The organism is Aeromonas sp. 602396, assembly GCF_049173735.1.
In the GTDB taxonomy this organism is placed as follows: Bacteria; Pseudomonadota; Gammaproteobacteria; order Enterobacterales; family Aeromonadaceae; genus Aeromonas; species Aeromonas veronii_A.
The window spans coordinates 232,199-250,268 of sequence record NZ_JAAKSD010000002.1; the positions used below are offsets into that span (position 1 = coordinate 232,199).

The 18,070-nt window shown below is 58.4% G+C and carries 13 protein-coding genes; 7 read left to right on the forward strand and 6 right to left on the reverse strand.

Translation table 11 applies throughout. The features are described 5' to 3' along the window. Positions 1–9 precede the first annotated feature (9 nt). Both G5229_RS04710 and G5229_RS04715 read right to left on the reverse strand, forming a co-directional pair. A complete protein-coding gene (locus G5229_RS04710) occupies positions 10–1,215 on the reverse strand; it encodes a c-type cytochrome (protein ID WP_201945938.1) in 1,206 nt (401 codons plus the stop codon). Beyond that, positions 1,212–3,137, reverse strand: a complete 1,926-nt coding sequence (locus G5229_RS04715; protein WP_421208690.1) for an NAD(P)-binding protein — start codon at positions 3,135–3,137, stop codon at positions 1,212–1,214. The genes G5229_RS04710 and G5229_RS04715 overlap by 4 nt, the downstream gene beginning before the upstream one ends. A gap of 578 nt (positions 3,138–3,715) precedes the next feature. Between G5229_RS04715 and cyoA the strand changes: the two genes are divergently transcribed. The 7 genes from cyoA to G5229_RS04750 all read left to right on the forward strand — a co-directional run bounded on the left by cyoA (position 3,716) and on the right by G5229_RS04750 (position 10,665). Continuing rightward, on the forward strand, positions 3,716–4,759 hold the full coding sequence (gene cyoA / locus G5229_RS04720) for a cytochrome o ubiquinol oxidase subunit II (RefSeq protein ID WP_421208691.1): 1,044 nt from the start codon (positions 3,716–3,718) through the stop codon (positions 4,757–4,759). A 3-nt stretch (positions 4,760–4,762) separates the two neighbouring features. Continuing rightward, positions 4,763–6,739 carry a cytochrome o ubiquinol oxidase subunit I gene (gene cyoB, locus G5229_RS04725; protein ID WP_421208693.1) on the forward strand — a complete coding sequence of 659 codons (1,977 nt, stop codon included), beginning with the start codon at positions 4,763–4,765 and terminating at the stop codon, positions 6,737–6,739. 107 nt (positions 6,740–6,846) lie between these two features. Next, on the forward strand, positions 6,847–7,461 hold the full coding sequence (locus G5229_RS04730; protein ID WP_421208695.1) for a cytochrome o ubiquinol oxidase subunit III: 615 nt from the start codon (positions 6,847–6,849) through the stop codon (positions 7,459–7,461). Next, a complete protein-coding gene (locus G5229_RS04735) occupies positions 7,462–7,791 on the forward strand; it encodes a cytochrome o ubiquinol oxidase subunit IV (RefSeq protein ID WP_216953247.1) in 330 nt (109 codons plus the stop codon). An 11-nt stretch (positions 7,792–7,802) separates the two neighbouring features. Continuing rightward, positions 7,803–8,699 (forward strand): heme o synthase, encoded by an 897-nt coding sequence (gene cyoE / locus G5229_RS04740; RefSeq protein WP_216953248.1) that lies wholly within the window; start codon positions 7,803–7,805, stop codon positions 8,697–8,699. A 160-nt stretch (positions 8,700–8,859) separates the two neighbouring features. Then, complete coding sequence (locus G5229_RS04745) at positions 8,860–10,230, forward strand: MFS transporter (RefSeq protein WP_216953249.1); 1,371 nt, start codon at positions 8,860–8,862, stop codon at positions 10,228–10,230. A 60-nt stretch (positions 10,231–10,290) separates the two neighbouring features. Continuing rightward, positions 10,291–10,665: a DUF805 domain-containing protein gene (locus G5229_RS04750; RefSeq protein WP_216953250.1), complete on the forward strand. Its 375-nt coding sequence runs from the start codon at positions 10,291–10,293 to the stop codon at positions 10,663–10,665. A gap of 82 nt (positions 10,666–10,747) precedes the next feature. Here G5229_RS04750 and G5229_RS04755 read toward each other — a convergent pair whose 3' ends face one another. The 4 genes from G5229_RS04755 to G5229_RS04770 form a co-directional block, all read right to left on the reverse strand. Beyond that, the gene (locus G5229_RS04755; RefSeq protein ID WP_236316043.1) at positions 10,748–11,851 is read right to left on the reverse strand and encodes a YdcF family protein; all 1,104 of its coding nucleotides are present in this window, start codon (positions 11,849–11,851) and stop codon (positions 10,748–10,750) included. Between the two features lie 321 nt (positions 11,852–12,172). Next, a complete protein-coding gene (locus tag G5229_RS04760; RefSeq protein ID WP_216953251.1) occupies positions 12,173–12,925 on the reverse strand; it encodes a DNA/RNA non-specific endonuclease in 753 nt (250 codons plus the stop codon). 235 nt (positions 12,926–13,160) lie between these two features. Next, positions 13,161–15,053 carry a PTS fructose transporter subunit EIIC gene (locus G5229_RS04765; RefSeq protein WP_270904970.1) on the reverse strand — a complete coding sequence of 631 codons (1,893 nt, stop codon included), beginning with the start codon at positions 15,051–15,053 and terminating at the stop codon, positions 13,161–13,163. Between the two features lie 441 nt (positions 15,054–15,494). Further along, positions 15,495–17,933, reverse strand: a complete 2,439-nt coding sequence (locus G5229_RS04770) for a GH92 family glycosyl hydrolase (protein ID WP_337072789.1) — start codon at positions 17,931–17,933, stop codon at positions 15,495–15,497. Between the last annotated feature and the right edge of the window lie 137 nt (positions 17,934–18,070).

Consider the following 18,070-nt stretch of genomic DNA (forward strand, 5'->3'; position numbering starts at 1 on the left):
TGACAGCCCTTACTCCTTGCCGTTCAGCTCGCGCTGGGTCTTGACCGCCGCCGCCTTGACGGCGGTGCCTTCATTGCCCCAGGAGGCGCGCAGGGTGTTGACCAGCTCGGCGAGCCGCTCATCATCCATGGTCCAGCCATAGCCCGGCATGTGGTAACCCAGATGGCCGTGGGTGACCGGTGTTTCGGCACCGTGCAGCAACACGTTGATCAGGCTCGACGGATCGCTCGCCAGCACGGTGCGGTTGTTCACCAGCGAGGGGATGACGTGGTCATTGCCCTGGCCGTTGACCCCGTGACAGGTGGAGCAGTACATGGCGTAGTCCGCCTTGCCGCTGGCACTGGCGTAGGCGCGGGCCCCTTTCTCCGCCACCGGTTCATCTTTCAGATCGGTGAGATAGGTGGCGATGCTGGCCAGATCGGCGTCGCTGAAATACTGGCTGCTGTGAGTGATCACTTCCCCCATGGGGCCCGCGACCGCTTCATGCTGGCTGCGGCCGGTTTTCAGCAGATCGATCAGCTCCTGCTTGCTGTAACGGCTGCCGCGAATGTCGGGGGCATACCAGCCATCCAGCGCCGCCCCGCTCAGGTAGACGGGATCCGCCTCGGTCAGCGCTTTCTCCTGCATCCCCAATCCGCGTGGGGTGTGGCAGCTGCCGCAGTGACCGGCACCCTGCACCAGATAGGCGCCGCGGTTCCACTCTTCGCTCTTGCCTGCGACCGGGGTGAAGCGGCTGTCATCGTGATAGACCCAGTTCCAGCCCATCAGCGGCCAGCGCATGTTGAGCGGCCAGGGGATGTCGCTCTCCTTGTTGGCGATGGCCAGCGGCTGCACCTCCTTCATCAGGTAGTGATAGAGATCTTCGAGATCCTTATCGCTCATCTTGGCGTAGGCGGTGTAGGGCATGGCCGGATAGAGGCGATGACCATCGCGGGCTACCCCTTCGCGCATCACCTTGATGAACTCCGGCAGGCTGTAGTTGCCGATACCGTGTGCCTTGTCGGGGGTGATGTTGGTGGCAAATACGGTACCGATGGGGGTCGGGAACCCTTTGCCGCCTGCCAGCGGCTTGCTGGTTTCGCTGGTGTGGCAGGCGGCGCAATCGCCGAGCTTGGCCACGTATTCCCCCGCCGACATGGCGGGGGCTGCGTTGGCGGCAAGGGCGGGCAGAGCCAGCAGCAGGGCGCTGGCGGTCAGTGACAGGGCGCGGCTCATTGGGCACCTCCCTTGCTCATGGCAACCAGCTCGTTGACGGCGCGCCACGCTTCGTCGATGGCGGCGTGGGCGTAGGGGCTCCAGCCTGCATCCGAGTTGGCGATGGTGATGTTGCCGATCGGCTGGCGACCCAGTTCAATCCATTTTTCGCACTGCGCTTCGTCATCAAACAGGGTGTTGGTGACATAGGAGTAGCCGTGGGACCAGCGGTTGACCGTGATGGCAAGGATATCCTGCTCATGGTTGAAACCGGCGCTGCCGAGCATCCCCTGCAACTGTTCGCGGATCATCTGTTCATGCTGCTCGAACGGCATGCCGAGGATCATAGCGCGCCCCTTGCGGGACTGTTCGCGGGCCGACAGGCCGCTGCCCGGCAGGGTTGGTACATAGACCATGTGCAGGCACATCGGCTGATCCGGGCTCTTGGGATGCTCATAGCCACCCATGCTGACCGGATAGTCGAGCTTGACCCGGCTGTAAGGGGCTGCCGGGGAGTAGACCTCGTGCACCCCGAGCTTGACGAAGGCTTGCCAGTTTTTGATCACCACTTTGGTGTAGACCAGCGGCGCTTTGACGTTTTGGCGCAGCGCCTCCTTCTGGGGCTCCGGCATCTCGGGCACCATGTAGGGGATCATCATGTTGTAGCCAGCCATGATCGACTGCTTGGCCCGCACCCGGTGCAGTTTCCCCTCCTTGATGTAGGTGACATCCACCACCAGCTTGCCGTCGGCGAGGCGCACGTTTTTGGCCTGCAACGCCGTGCTGCCAAGGCGCAGTTGCACCTTGTGCTCCGGCAGGTCGAGCTTGCCATAGTCAAACTTGGCCAGCACCACATCCTGCATGGTGTGACCCGGCGCCACCTGCGGAATGAGCTTGCGCACCATCAGGCGGGTGAGACCAGCGTTGCCATCGGGGAAGTGGAAGATGTAGGGATCGTCCAGCTCTGCCTGCTCCTCGGCATCCAGCGGCGTCAGATTGAGGCCGTCGAACCCCGGCAAGGCGCAGAGGCGCGCATCGGCGCAGGCGGTGGCGTCGATGCCGACCGCCTGGAAATCGTTGGTGCGCTGCTGGAAGTAAGTGATCGCCCGCTCGCTGAGGCCCACTTTATCGCGCAGGAAGGTGGTGTAGCTGTTGCGGGTCACCCACTCGTCCTGCTGCTCGCGGGTCATGCCGCTCAGGTAGTCGATCTTCGATTCGTGCAGGGCCAACAGGGCGGCCTTGTCGGCATCATCGAGGGGGAAGTCACCGATAAACTCTGCCAGTGGCCGGCCGTTCAGGCGATCGCGGGGGATGTCATCCGCTACGTTGTGGCCCGGATCCCCGTTCACTATCTTGTTGACGCCAAAGTGCTTCTCGTCGAAATAAACGCCGCGGCTCAGCCCCAGATCCGGATAGAAGGTCTGCTGGAAACCGGCGGCCAGCTCGTCGATGTTGACCTCCAGCGCCTTGAGCAGCCCGAGCGCTACCGGGCTGTAGACCGAACGCGGTGATTGCAGGGATTCACTGCCGCCGTAACCCAGACGCAGGCCATCGGGGGTGGTGAACTCGTTGCGCTTGGCGTGGCCGCCGAAGTCATCGTGGTTGTCGAGTAGCAGGATCTTCTTATCCGCGCCGAGCAGTTGCTGATAGAAGCAGGCGGCGGCCAGACCGCTGATCCCGGCGCCGACGATCACCAGATCGTACTCCCCCTCAAGGGGAATATTGGCAAAATCATAGTGCTTGCCGTCACGGGCGATGCTGTGGGCCGGTTCGAAAGAGCCCGGGTGGTTGCCGCGCAGGCCGGTGAGGGCGGGCGGGTAGGCCAGGGTTTTATCCGCCAGCGTGCTGCCGCCTTCGGCAGCCTTGAGCAGATTGATGGGGGCGACGCCTGCCGCAATGGTGATGGCAACGCCGTTGAGAAAATCTCTGCGTGTAATACTCATGGCAATACCTGCTGTATGAAAAATGGAAAAGTACAGAGTGGGGTAGCTGGCCAGTAGCAAGAGGACGCAACCTACCGCCATATTTTTATGGCGTCTATATGGGTTGATAATAACTTATTAAACAGATTGATCAAACGAGTATGGAGTGACATATCTGTTTGGGTTCGAATTGTAAAAAAACAATCCAGCTAAAAAATATCGTGCTGTGTTCTGTTCGTCGCGTTTAATTACGTAAATGATGATGAGTTCAAATTGTCGCAGATCATCAAAGTCGACAGGTGTTTATTATTCATGCTGGAGGATTAATTTTTCGTCATATATACCCATATGCTATGTAAGGTTAGTTGGCGAGATAATGCTCCCTGTCCAATTATAAATTGAGAAGAGAGTGTCATTGATTAATTATGGGAAAAGGCGCCATTAATAGTGATACGGATGCAAAATTAACATTTTTCACATGCTGAGGCCAAGTTTGGCACAATCTTAAGATTAATTTTCCATGTTGTTTACATGTTCCGGTTCTGATCACAATGTTGCCCGTTTTTACAACTTTAGCCTTGCGACCATAAGGACACTGCATGAGACCTTTTGAATTAAAGAGGGGCTTGGGTGCTTTGCTGTTGATCGCATCGGCCAGCTTGCTGACCGGCTGCGACATGGCCTTGATGAATCCCAAAGGGCAGATTGGTCTGGAACAGAAATCACTGATATTAACCGCCTTGGGGCTGATGTTAATTGTGGTGATCCCTGTGATTATTATGGCGGTGGTCTTTGCTCGTAAATACCGGGCATCAAATACCAATGCCAAATATACTCCGGATTGGTCTCACTCCAATAAAATTGAGGCGGTTGTCTGGACCGTACCAGTTATTATCATCGTCATTCTGGCAACCATTACCTGGAAAACTTCCCACGAACTGGATCCCTACAAGCCGCTGGAGTCCACGGTGAAGCCGATCCAGATTGATGTTATTTCCCTCGACTGGAAATGGCTGTTTGTCTACCCAGAATTAGGGATTGCCTCGGTCAATGAATTAGCATTCCCGGTCAATACCCCCGTCAATTTCCGGGTGACTTCAGACACTGTCATGAACTCCTTCTTCATTCCCAAGCTGGGCGGGCAAATTTATGCCATGGCCGGTATGCAGACCAAGTTGCATCTCATTGCCAATGAAGCAGGCGCGTATGACGGTATCTCCAGCAGTTATAGCGGAGCCGGTTTCTCGGGCATGAAGTTCAAGGCGATTGCTACGCAGGATCAGGCCGGTTTTGATACCTGGGTTGCCAAAGTCAAGGCCTCTCCCAAGATGCTGATCACCATGGATGAGTTCAATGCGCTGGCCAAGAAGAGCGAAAACCACCCGGTAGAGTATTTCTCAAGTGCCGATCCGGCCCTTTTCGTCAAGCTGATCAACAAGTTTATGGGTGACATGGGGCATGGCGAGCACAAGGGGATGACCCATAAAGCCCCCTCAGAGCATGGCGCCGCCATGAATCACGATGACATGGCACATATGCAGATGGACCATGCCGCTATGGCGCATGACGGGCAGAAGGAGCATGCCGGACATATGAACGCGCCGTTGGATAACAAGGCTGTGCAAGCAGGATCCGAGGAATAACCGATGTTTGGAAAATTAACACTCGATGCCATTCCGTTCCATGAACCCATCATCATGGTGACGGTAGCCGGTATCATTTTGGGGGGGCTGGCCGTTGCCGGCCTGATCACCTATTTCGGCAAGTGGCAATATCTGTGGAAAGAGTGGCTTACCTCGGTCGACCACAAGCGTCTTGGGGTCATGTATCTGATCCTGGGTATGGTCATGATGCTGCGCGGCTTCGCCGACGCTGTGATGATGCGTACCCAGCAGGTGATGGCTTCGGCTGGTGGTGACGGCATTTTACCGCCGCATCACTACGACCAGATCTTCACCGCCCACGGGGTCATCATGATCTTCTTCGTGGCGATGCCACTGGTGATCGGTCTGATGAATATCGTCGTGCCGCTGCAGATCGGTGCCCGTGATGTGGCTTTTCCCTTCCTCAACAACATCAGCTTCTGGTTCACCGCCGCTGCCGTGGTGTTGATCAACATCTCCCTCGGGGTCGGTGAATTCGCCCAGACCGGCTGGCTGGCCTATCCGCCGCTGTCGGGGCTGGAGTACAGCCCGGGGGTCGGGGTCGACTACTGGATCTGGAGTCTGCAGATCTCGGGGTTGGGCACTTTGCTGACCGGCGTCAACTTCTTCGCCACCATCATCAAGATGCGCGCTCCTGGCATGACCATGATGCGTCTGCCGGTGTTCACCTGGACGGCTTTGTGCTCCAACGTGCTGATCATCGCCTCCTTCCCGATCCTGACCGTTACCATCGCCCTACTCACCGCAGACCGCTATCTGGGTACCCATTTCTTTACCAATGACATGGGTGGCAACATGATGATGTACATCAACCTGATCTGGGCCTGGGGCCACCCCGAGGTTTATATCCTGGTGTTGCCGGTATTCGGGATCTTCTCCGAAGTAGTGGCCACCTTCAGCAAGAAGCGGTTGTTCGGCTACACCTCGCTGGTATGGGCGACCATTGCCATTACCGTGCTCTCCTTCATTGTCTGGTTGCACCACTTCTTCACCATGGGCTCGGGCGCAAACGTGAATGCCTTCTTCGGCATCACCACCATGATCATCTCCATCCCGACCGGGGTGAAGATCTTCAACTGGTTGTTCACCATGTACCGTGGTCGCATCGAGTTCACCTCACCCATGCTGTGGACTGTCGGTTTCATCATCACCTTCACCATAGGTGGCATGACAGGGGTACTGCTCTCGGTGCCGGCGGCCAACTTCGTGTTGCACAACAGCCTGTTCCTCATCGCTCACTTCCATAACGTCATCATTGGTGCCGTGGTATTTGGCTGCTTTGCCGGTATCACCTACTGGTTCCCCAAGGCGTTCGGCTTCACCCTGAACGAAACCTGGGGCAAGCGTGCTTTCTGGTGCTGGATTATCGGCTTCTTTGTTGCCTTCATGCCGCTTTACGTACTGGGCTTCATGGGGATGACCCGCCGCATCAGCCAACAGCTGGATCCGGCCTTCCACCCCTGGCTGGTGGTAGCAGCATGTGGTGCCGGCCTGATTGCCCTTGGTGTCTTGTGCCAGGTGATCCAGCTGGTGGTCAGCATCCGTGACCGCGAGCAGAACCGTGATGTGAGTGGTGACCCCTGGGGTGGCCGGACGCTGGAGTGGGCGACTTCTTCACCGCCGCCCTTCTACAACTTCGCCATCGAGCCGAAGATCACCGGTCTGGATGCCTTCTGGGATGCCAAGCAAAACGGTTCAGCCTATCAGCAGCCCAAGCAGTATGCGCCGATCCACATGCCCAAGAACACCGGGGCAGGGGTGATCATCGCGGGCTTCAGCGCCATCTTTGGCTTTGCCATGATCTGGCATATCTGGTGGATGGCCATCCTTGCCTTTGCCGCCATGATTGGCAGTTGGATCATCCATAGCTTCAACGATGACGTGGACTACTACGTCCAGGTTGACGAGATCACGCGCATCGAAGATCAGCATTTTGCCAACATCAACAAGGGGGCTTAGTGCTATGACCACTGGCGTTTCATATCACATCCACGTTTACGGTGCCCGGAGGGTATGGGCACCCGAAGGTCAGCATTTTGCAAACATTAACAAGGGGGCGTGACGCTATGGCGACCGACGTTCTAAATCACACTCACGAGAGTGCCCATGATCATGGGCACCATGATGCCGGTGCCAACAAGGTGTTTGGTTTCTGGATCTACCTGATGAGTGACTGCATCCTGTTTGCATGTCTGTTTGCAACCTATGCGGTCCTGGTCAACGGCACTGCCGGCGGTCCGAGCGGCAAGGATATCTTCGAACTGCCGTTCGTATTTGCCGAAACCATGCTGCTGCTGTTGAGCTCCATCACCTTCGGTTTTGCCATGTTGGCGATGAACAAGAACCGGATGTCTACCGTCAATGGCTGGTTGCTGGTGACCTTTGTGCTGGGTGCCGGTTTTATCGCGATGGAGATCTACGAGTTCCATCACCTGATCGCAGAAGGTTACGGCCCGGATCGCAGCGCCTTCCTCTCCGCCTTCTTCACCCTGGTCGGTACCCACGGTATCCACGTCACCAGCGGCCTTATCTGGATCATCGTGATGATGGTGCTGGTGGCCAAGAAGGGGCTGACCGATCGCAACCGCTCCCGCCTGATGTGCCTGAGCCTGTTCTGGCACTTCCTCGACGTGGTGTGGATCTGCGTCTTTACCGTGGTCTATCTGATGGGGGCAATGTAAATGAGTCATTCCGTTGATAATCACGGCGCCAGCCACGGCAGCGCCAAGAGCTACCTGATCGGCTTCGTGCTGTCACTGATCCTGACTGCCGTACCGTTCTGGATGGTGATAGACGGCTCCGCCTCCCACACCACCGTGCTGGCCACCGTGGTTGGCATGGCGGTGGTGCAGATCTTTGTCCATCTGGTCTACTTCCTGCACATGAACACCTCGTCCGAGGAGCGCTGGAACCTGGTGGCACTGGTCTTTACCGTGCTCATCATTGCCATCGTGGTCGTGGGTTCCCTGTGGATCATGTACAACCTCAACATCAACATGATGGTCCACTGAGCAGGCTGGCAATGATGAAGCAATACCTGCAAGTGACCAAGCCGGGCATCATCTTCGGCAACCTCATCTCGGTGATCGGGGGATTTCTGCTGGCTTCAAAAGGAAGCCTGGACCTGCCCCTGTTCATGCTGACCATGGTGGGTGTTTCGCTGGTGGTGGCCTCCGGTTGCGTGTTCAACAACTACATCGACCGGGATATCGACTGCATCATGGAGCGCACCAAGAACCGTGCTCTGGTGAAGGGGCTGATCGCCCCCGGCGTATCGCTCTGGTACGCCACCGCGCTTGGCATGGCGGGCATTGCACTGCTCTATTGGGCGGCCAATCCGTTGGCTGCTCTGCTGGCGGTGCTGGGCTTCATTGTCTATGTGGGGGTCTACAGCCTCTACATGAAGCGTCACTCGGTCTACGGCACCCTGGTGGGCAGCCTCTCCGGCGCCGCGCCGCCGGTCATCGGCTACTGTGCGGTGAGCGGTCAGTTCGACTCGGGGGCCTTGATCCTGCTGGCGATCTTCAGCCTGTGGCAGATGCCGCACTCCTATGCGATCGCCATTTTCCGCTTCAAGGATTATCAGGCGGCCAACATTCCGGTGTTGCCGGTGGTGAAGGGAATTTCGGTGGCCAAGCACCACATCACCCTCTACATCCTGGCCTTTATGGTGCCGACCCTGATGCTGTTCCTCGGCGGTTACGCCGGCTACAAGTATCTGGTGGTGGCCACTGCGGTGAGTGTCTGGTGGCTGGGGATGGCGCTGTCGGGTTACAAACAACTGGTTGATGATGCTCTCTGGGCGCGCAAGCTGTTTATGTTTTCCATCGTCACCATTACCTGTCTGAGTGTCATGATGTCGGTAGACTTCCAGCCAGAGGCCGAGCCTGTGGCGCTGGTGAGCATGTTGCTCCGATAGTGTGCGTTGCTTCCGATTGCATGAGATCCAGAGCCGGGAACCTCCCCGGCTCTGTTATTATGGGGCCGCCCATCGGGTACTTTTCCCCTCTGTCGGGTGTGGCATGGCGCGTGTCGGCCACCCCTTGAGTCTTCCTTTTCCCTGACCTATCGAGGCCATCATGAATGATTTCACCATGACGAGGGGCGAGCGCCGTGCCACCTGGGCGCTCGGCTCCGTCTTCTCGTTGCGCATGCTCGGCATGTTTATGGTGCTGCCGGTGCTGACCACCTACGGCATGTCGCTGGCGGGGGCCTCCGAGGCGCTCATCGGCCTGGCCATCGGCATCTACGGCATGACCCAGGCGCTGTTCCAGATCCCGTTCGGTCTGCTCTCCGACAAGGTGGGCCGCAAGCCCCTCATCGTCGGCGGCCTGCTGATGTTTGCCCTCGGCAGCGTGATCGCGGCGCTGACCCACTCCATCTGGGGCGTCATCGCCGGCCGCGCCCTGCAGGGCAGCGGCGCCATCTCGGCCGCCGTGATGGCGCTCTTGTCGGATCTCACCCGCGAGCAGAACCGCACCAAGGCGATGGCCTTCATCGGGGTGAGCTTTGGCATCACCTTCGCCATCGCCATGGTGACCGGCCCCCTCATCACTCATGCGCTGGGACTCTCCGGCCTGTTCTGGCTCATCGCCCTGCTGGCGCTGGGGGGCATTGCCGTCACCCTCTGGCTGGTGCCGACACCGACAACTCATCTGCTCAATCGCGAGTCCGGCATGGTCAGGGGCGGGATGCGCACTGTGCTGACCAATCCGCGCCTGCTCAAACTCAATCTCGGCATTTTGTGCGTGCATACCCTGTTGATGTCGAGCTTCGTGGCGTTGCCGCCGCTGCTGGAGCAAGCGGGTCTGCCTCGGGACAGCCAGTGGCAGGCTTATCTGGTCACCATGCTGATTGCCTTCGTCAGCGTTGTACCCTTCATCATCTATGCCGAGACGCGCAGAAAGATGAAGTTGGTGTTCCAGATCTGCGTGCTGGTGATGCTCAGCGCCGAAGTGGTGCTGTGGCAGGCTGGCCTGCAGCTGTGGGGCCTGCTCGCCGGCCTGCAGCTCTTCTTCATCGGCTTCAACGTGATGGAGGCGTTGCTGCCATCCCTGATCAGCAAGGAGTCGCCACCGGGTTACAAGGGTACGGCCATGGGGATCTACTCCACCAGCCAGTTTATCGGAGTGGCTATCGGTGGCAGCCTGGGGGGCCTGCTCTACAGTCTGGGTGGTGGCGCCCTGGTGTTTGGCGGCTGCTCTGCGCTGGCCCTTGTCTGGCTCGGGGTCTGCCTCACCATGCAGGAGCCCCCCTATGTGAGCAGTCTGCGCATCCTGTTACCGGAAGGGGTGGAGGCGAGTCCTGCACTGGAGCAGAAACTCCGAGCCTGCGACGGGGTGAACGATGTACTGCTGGCACGGAAGGAACGTTCGCTCTATGTGAAGGTGGACAGCAAGCGGGTCAGTCGCCAGGATCTGGAGCTGCTGGTGATCGACGCCGGACACTGATCGCGCTAAGCTCGGTTCGGATCTGCAACTACTTGTTTTTGAAAACAGTCTGGAGGCGCAATGAACTGGTATATCTCGGTCCTCAAGCAATATGCGGTATTTAGCGGACGGGCCCGTCGCACCGAATACTGGATGTTCGTGCTGTGCAACGTCATCGTCATGTTGCTGCTCGGCATGGTGGACAAGCTGATCGGCGGCGATAAGGAGCTGGTAAGCTCGATCTATTCGCTGGCTGTGCTGCTGCCATCTCTGGCGGTGGCGGCCCGTCGTCTACACGATACCGACCGCAGCGCTTGGTGGCTGCTGCTCGGGCTTATCCCCATTATCGGCACCCTGGTGCTTATCTATTTTATGGTTTGCAACGGTCAGCAGGGGCCAAACCGCTTCGGTGATGATCCCAAAGCAGCCCCCTCGCAGGGCTTTATCGTCAGCTAACGGGCGCGGCTTGGCCAATCATCGGTCAATAAAAAGAGAGGGAGGCATCACGCCTCCCTCTCTTTTTCGTGTTGATGGCCGATCAACGTTCAATCAGCGGGGCGGAGCGGTAGCTCCACATGCCGTAGGTGCGCAGGGCGTCGCGGTAGATGCCGAGCAGCTCGCTCTCGCTCGGGGTGGCCAGCTCCTCGAGGGGCTTGTCGGGGTAGCTGACGCTCGCCACCTTGATGTTGGCCGGGCCAATCTGGTCGCAGGCGATTTCCAGCACCGTCTGGCCGCGACGCACATGGCTGGCGGAGCTTACCAGCACCGCATAGTCAATCTGGTGGCGGGCGAGGGCATAGGCGCTGTAGAGGGCGTTATCCACCGTGCTGGTGGCGTAGTTCTCTTCAATCAGGCGGCTGCGGTCGATGCCGTGGTTGGCCAGCCAGTCAGCCATCAGCTTGCCCTCGGTCTGGCGGTTCTGGGGCACGCCGCCGGTCAGGATGAGCAGCGCCTCCGGGTCGGCCTTGGCCAGCGCCAGAGTGGTTTGCAGGCGGCCCAGCAGGATCTTGTCCATGCTGCCGTCGGGATTGAGGGCGTAGCCCAGGGTGACGATGGCGCGTTTGCCCTCCCTGCTGGCCTTGACCTGATCCCCGGTCAGTTCGGTCTGCAGCGGGGCGGCGGTGATCCGCTGCACCCGGGCGATGATCTCCTCCAGATCGGCGGCGCGGCCACTGTTGCGATCCGCCACTTTCGCCAGATAGCTGCGGGAAGCCTCCTTGTTGCCCTTCACCAGCTGCCAGATGGCGAGATAGCTGTTGATGTCGAGATCATCGGGGGCGACGGCCTGCGCCTGCTCCAGCAAGGTGATGGCGCGGCTCAGGTTGCCGTTGTAGATCTGGGCGTTGGCCGCCGAGATGAGCAGGTCGGTGCGGTAGGGCTCGAGCTGGTAGGCGGCCAGCAGCCGCTCGGTCACCAGCTCCATATTGCTCGGCATCTTGGCAGTAAAACCGGCGTGAGAGATCTTGGCTGGCGACTTGTAGATCTGCAGCGCTTCGCCGAGCAGCATGTCCACCGCCTGGCGTTTGCTGACCAGGGTATTGAGGTCGTGATCCATTTGCATCGAGCTCTCGGCCGCTTGCAGGGCGAGGGGCGAGAGCGCCAGCAGGCCGCCGAGGGTGAGGGCAAGAAGGGTCTGTTTCATCAAAAGGTCCTCTGTCGGGCTGAATCGCGCCGTGGGCTCCGGTTTGCGGGCCGATGGGATAAGGCAAATGTGCGTCAATTCAGTCTGTTAGTGCCAAAGAGAGGGCAATATAGCAGTTAACGGTGCGACAAACTGTGAGTCGGGGCGGGTCGTCGGGTGATGCCACACCTGTGGCCGCAAAAGTGGCCGCAACGGATCAGCTGCCATCTGAAAAGGGCAGGGGGAGCGTGACTCCCCCTGCTGGGAGGGGCGCGGGCCCCTTCCTCTATCGCGATTCAAGAGAGATGGGGTGTCAATCCATCTGTTGGCGAGTGTTCGCGGTCAGTTCCACATCGGGGATATGCGGGCTTCCAGCGTCTCTTGCTGCTCTTCGGGCATATCGCTGAAGAAGTTGAGCCGGGTTTGCTCCTCCACCTCACGTACCGAGACCCGGTAGTCGGCGATCTGGCTGATGGGCACCTCTTCCTGCGGCATGATAAAGGCGATGGCCTGCAGTCTGGCCGGGTCCATCACGATCTTGTAGTAGGCGCTCGGGATCGCCACACCCTGACCGATGGACTCTTCAGAGCCGGTAAAGATGGGGCCGGTGATCACCTGCACATCCTTGCGGGAGACCGCCCACTTGTTCACCTTGTCCTCCAGCACGCGCCACGCCTTCTGGTTGAGCACCCCGATCTGCGGTGTCATGTTGCTCAGCAGGAAGCTCTCTTTCATGGTGTTCTTGTTCGATTTCATGTCCCCCGCCGGGGCCTGATGGCCACGGTCGTAGCCCGAGCCCTTGTAGTCGGAGAGGGTGGCGCGGTAGGCGACCGGGATCTCCCTGTCCTCGGCGAAGGCATCCTTGCGGGGCACTGTGCCCTGTGCGCTCTGGGCGGTCATTCGGTAGGAGACCCAGTCCGCCACCTTGTAGTCGTAGTTGTAGCCGACGGCATACCCTTCACGGCAGAGCTTCTGATCCGATTCGGAGGGGAGGCCAAAGCGCACGTGCTGGCCGCATTCCCAGTGGGCGGCCAGCAAGGGGGTGGCAGTGAGGGTGAGGGTAACAGCCAGAACCAATTTATTGATTTTTATCATTTTTGTGATGCTCCAGTTTAGTAGGCGGAGCCATTTGACATGAGATCTGACCAGCGCTTCAATTGCTGTTTTTTTACACGTCACCGTTCTGTGACGGCTCGCCAAGATCCGTGATGTGACTGGTTAATATGTTTTAAATCAGTGGCTTGGTCGGTGGGATGATGTGCGATTGCTCGGCAGGCAACGAAAAGGGGCCCGTGAAGGGCCCCTTGTGATAGGTGGAGTCTGACGGCTATCAGGCGGCGTTTTCCTTGTTGCCCAGCGTGCGGGCCAGCAGACCTTCCGGATTGTGAATCGCCTCCTTGGTCTTCACATCGATGACTTCGATATCGGTGAAGCGTTCACGGTATTTGATGGCCACATCGTGGGCGAAGATGACGTAGCGGGCGTTGGCGACATCCTTGGCGGTGATGCGGTTGATGATGCCGTTGGCGCCCTGGGTCTCGACCTTGATCTTGATCCCCTGCTTGGCGGCGGCTTTCTGCAGGCTCTTGGCGGCCAGGAAGGTGTGGGCCACGCCAGACGGGCAGGCAGTGATGGCCAGTACGTCTGCTTCCCCTTCCGCTTCAATGACTTCGAAGCTGGTTTGGGTGGTGGTTACATCATCTTCTTCGCTCACCGGCTTCTTCAGCAGGTTGACGATGATGGCGGTGGTCAGGGCGCCGAGGATGGTACCCAGGATGTAGCCCATCTTGCCTTCAACAACCGGCAGGACAATCCAGCCACCCCAGGGGGCGTGGTTGATGCTGTGCATCATGAAGCCGGTGATGTTGCCGACGATACCGCCTGCGACGATGGCTGGGATGACACGCATGGGGTCCGCGGCGGCAAACGGGATTGCACCTTCGCTGATACCGATCATGCCCATGATGGCGGCCGCTTTGCCGGATTCACGCTCCTCTTTCTTGTAACGCTTCGGAGACATCAGGGTAGCCAGTGCCATACCGAGCGGCGGCACACAGATGGCGATGCCGACGCCGCCCATCAGCCAGGGCTGGGTGTTGACCTGAGTCTGGGCAAACAGGGTAGCAACCTTGTTGACCGGGCCGCCCATATCGAAGGCGGTCATACCACCCAGAATGGCACCCAGCATCACTTTACCTGAGCCCGCCATGCTGGAGAGCCAGTGGTTCATCCCTTCCATCATGGCGGCGATCGGGGCACCGATCCCCCACATCACGATGCCGCACACCAGAAAGGTACCGATCAACGGATAGATGAAGATGGAACCGAGGGAGGTCATGGAGTCAGGCAGCTTGATCCGTTTGAGCTGATTGACCACGAAACCGGCGATAAAGCCCACCAGAATGGCGCCGAGGAAACCGGTTTGATAGTGCTGAACGGCAATCCAGGAGCCGATCATGCCCGGGGCCAGGCCCGGCTTGTCAGCCAGCGAGTAGGCGATATAGCCACCCAGCACGGCGGTAAACAGGGTCAGACCGGCGATCCCCATGGTTGCCATGTCTTTGAGGAAGCCCGCTTCCGGCACGGCGCCCTTGCCGCTCATCATCACCGACAGTGACAGCAGCACACCGCCCGCCACGATGAAAGGGATCATGTGGGAAGTACCAAACAGCAGGTGCTGCTTCATGGTATTGAGGCGATCCTTGAAGGTGCGCTCTTCGGGTTCAGCCGGTGCAGTGGCAGCCGGTTTGGCGGCTGGGGCCGGTTTTTGCACTTTCGGGCCTTGCTTGAGCAGGGTCAGCGCTTGCTCGACGGTGGTGGCGGCTTTCATCTGCTCGATAAAGCCCGGTTCCAGCAGACGGGTGGAGAGCTCGGCCAGCACTTCGATGTGGTGGTTGGCGCCGCCATCCGGGGAGGCGATCATGAAGATCAGTTGAGTTGGCTTGCCATCTTCGGCGCCGTACTCGATACCCTGACGGCTGACACCGATGGCAATGGCCGGACGACTGACCGCCTTGCTCTTGGCATGGGGCAGGGCGACACCCTGCTCGAAGCCGGTGCAGTCCAGCTGCTCGCGGGCCCAGATATCCTTGACGAATTGCTGTTGATCAGACACGGCGCCATCGCGCGCCAGCATCTGTGCCATCTCGTCGAACAGAGCCTCCTTGCTGGTGGCCTTCAACTCCAGGCAGATGAGTCTGCCGTTGGTCATGGTGGGTAACATCTCACTCTCCTTCCCTGTAAGGGCTAAGTCATGCGTTGCGAATTGGGCTCATTATTGCCCTCAAGGGTAGGGTTGGACAGGCGATGAATGTAGCAATAACTGGATTTTTGTTGCATGGTTTTGCTGGTGTGATCCAGCTCGCAAAGTGTTGACCTTTAACTCAATAGCGGTTTTTGTTTAATTAATGGCAGGATGTGACAGCGGTCAAGGTATGACAGAAAACCCTTGTAATGGGATTTACAGCCATTTTTTGCGGTTTATTGCCCGATTTAAGGCATGTTTGAGAAAAACGGCTTAATGGCTGAACCTGGGCTTCCCACTGGAAAATAAAATGGCCCAGCGCTGATTGGATTTTATCAATCCATCTGGCGTGGGCCGTCGGGTATCACAAAGTGACATTTTCGGATTGCGTGCTGAATGTCACCTCAATACTATCGATCGTTACTTTTGTGGCGGGGTATCGCCCATCACGAAGTGGAGGTTGCCCCCCGGTATAAACTCCTTGTGCTCGAAGAAGAGACCATCCTTGAGCGGTTTGCCATTGATGGTGACCGACTGGACATAGCGGTTCTTGGCGCTGTTGTTATCGGCGATGATGGTGAAGGTTCCCCCCTTGACCGGGATGGTCGCTTTGGCAAATAGCGGGCGGCCAATGGTGTAGACGGGATCTGCCGCATTCACCTGATAGAAGCCAAGTGCTGACATCACATACCAGGCAGACATGGAGCCCACATCCTCGTTGCCTATGATGCCTGCCGGGGTGTTCGAGTACATGGTGTCGAGGATGTAGTCGACCGTCTCCTGAGTTTTCCAAGGTTCCGATGTCCAGTTGTAGAGGTAGGGGATATGGTGGGAGGGTTCATTCCCGAAGGCCACCTGACCCATCATCCCGGTCATGTCAGCGGTCTCCGACCCCTGACTCTCGGCGGCAAAGGTGGCGTCCAGATTCTGCTTGAAGGCCTCTTCTCCGCCCATCGCGGTTTTCAGCCCCTTGATGTCATGGGGCACAAACCAGGTCCACTGCCAGGCGTTGCCCTCGGTATAGTTGCCGGTCTCATGTTCGGTGCCATAGGGATCAAACGGCGTCATGAAGGCGCCATCGATCATCACCGGACGCATGAAACCGGTCACCCCGTACTGGGCGTATTCGGCCGCATTGTGGTCGAAGTAGCGCTGATAGCCGTTAGAACGGGCCAGATAGCGCGCTTCGGCCGCCGGGTTGCCGGCCGCCTTGGCGATCCGGGCGATGGCCCAGTCATAGAAGGCGTTCTCCAGACCGTAGGAGACCGACTCGAGGGTGTAGTCAGCGAAGACGGGCTGACCGTCGATCCGCTGCACTGCCGGGGCAAAGCCGTTCTTTTCGATGTAATCGATGTGGTTGGTCAGGGTCTTGTCCAGCACTGCCTTGTCCCACTCGGTCGCCAGCATGGGGTAGTTGGTATAGGTGGAGGAGTCGATGGCGGCCGTGAGCGCCAGATTTTTCTCCTGCGCAGTGAAGGCATCGGGGTATTTGGTGATGGCGTCGGCAATCACCACCACCGCCGGATAGCCCACCATGGTGCCTGTCTCATCCCCCAGATGCTCCCACTTGGGCAGCAGGCCGCTCTCCAGATACTTCTGGAGCAGGTTCTTGGCATACTGCACGGCGCGGGTGGGTTCGGTGATGGTTTTAAGCGGGTGCAGCGCTCGCTGGGTGTCCCACAGTGAGTAGACCGAGAAGTTGGGCTGATCTTCGCTTGCCTGGCCATAGTGGATGGAGTAGCTGCCTTCCCCCTTGGCCTGCGCCCCTTTGCCCATGCCGCGGTAGTTGCCATCCACATCCTGATGGACGATGGGGGCGATCTTGGTGTGGTAGAGGGCGGTGTAGAAGATCTCGTTTTGCTCCTTGCTGCCCCCCTCGATGGTGAAATTGAGGGCGTTGGCCCACTTCTCGCGGGCGTTGGCGCGGGCCTCGTCAAACGAAACATCCCCTTCGGCCTGGTAGTTGTTCCATGCGCCGGTGGCATCGACCGCCGATAGGGCAACTTTGGCGTTCAGTTGGGCTGAGCCGCCCTCTTCAAATTCGACGTAAGCGGTGACATCCGCTTTGGATTTGGCCTTATGCTCGGCGCTCAAGCCCTCTACCGGCACACCACCAGCGAGGATGTAGACCCCTTTGATCTTCTTGTCGAAGGTCGCATGGAAGAAGATCTTCTGGTTTTTCGCCCAGCCGGAGAAGTGAGTCGCATCTCGCTCGCCGGTGATGGTGTAGCCATCTTCGCTGACGGTGAGTTTGTTGCGCAGCGAACTCGATCCCCAGTCGCTGTTGAGGATCGAGTTCAAATCGATCTTCAGCCGTTGGGGTTGCCCCTGCGGATAGGTGTAGCGGTGAAAGCCCACCCGCTCGGAGGCGGTCAGCTCGGCCTTGATGCCATTCTCGGCGATGCGCACCGCATAGTAGCCAGGCTCGGCCTGCTCGGATTTTTTGTCCATTTTGACCGAGATGGCTTTGCGGTAATCATCGCTTTGCTCGATGTATTTGGATTTATCTTCGGTAAAGGGCAGGAACAGAATATCCCCCAGCCCCCCCATGCCGGTGCCTGAGAGGTGGGTGTGGGAAAATCCGAACAGGGTATCTTTGTCAAAGTGATAGCCGGAGGAGGAGTGCCAGCCTATCAACTCGGTATCCGGCGAGAGTTGCACCATGCCCTCCGGTACCACAGGGCCGGGAAAGGTGTGACCGTTAAAGCCAGTGCCAACGAATGGGTTCACATATTGCAACACATTGGTTGGCGTTGGCTTTTGATCGTCGTTATTGTCGCTGCTGTTATCTGAATCGCAGCCGGATAACATGGCTACTGTGCTGGTCAGGGCAATGGCCAGAATATTTTTCTTGAACATATTGAGCGGCTCCATCGGGTAGAGGGTGAGCAGTCATGATCTATTTTTATGAGACCGGAGCGATCCCTGAGCAATATTGGTGCTCGATGGCATTGATCCCGGCGAGCACTATTATTCCCATGCCATCTGTTTCATCG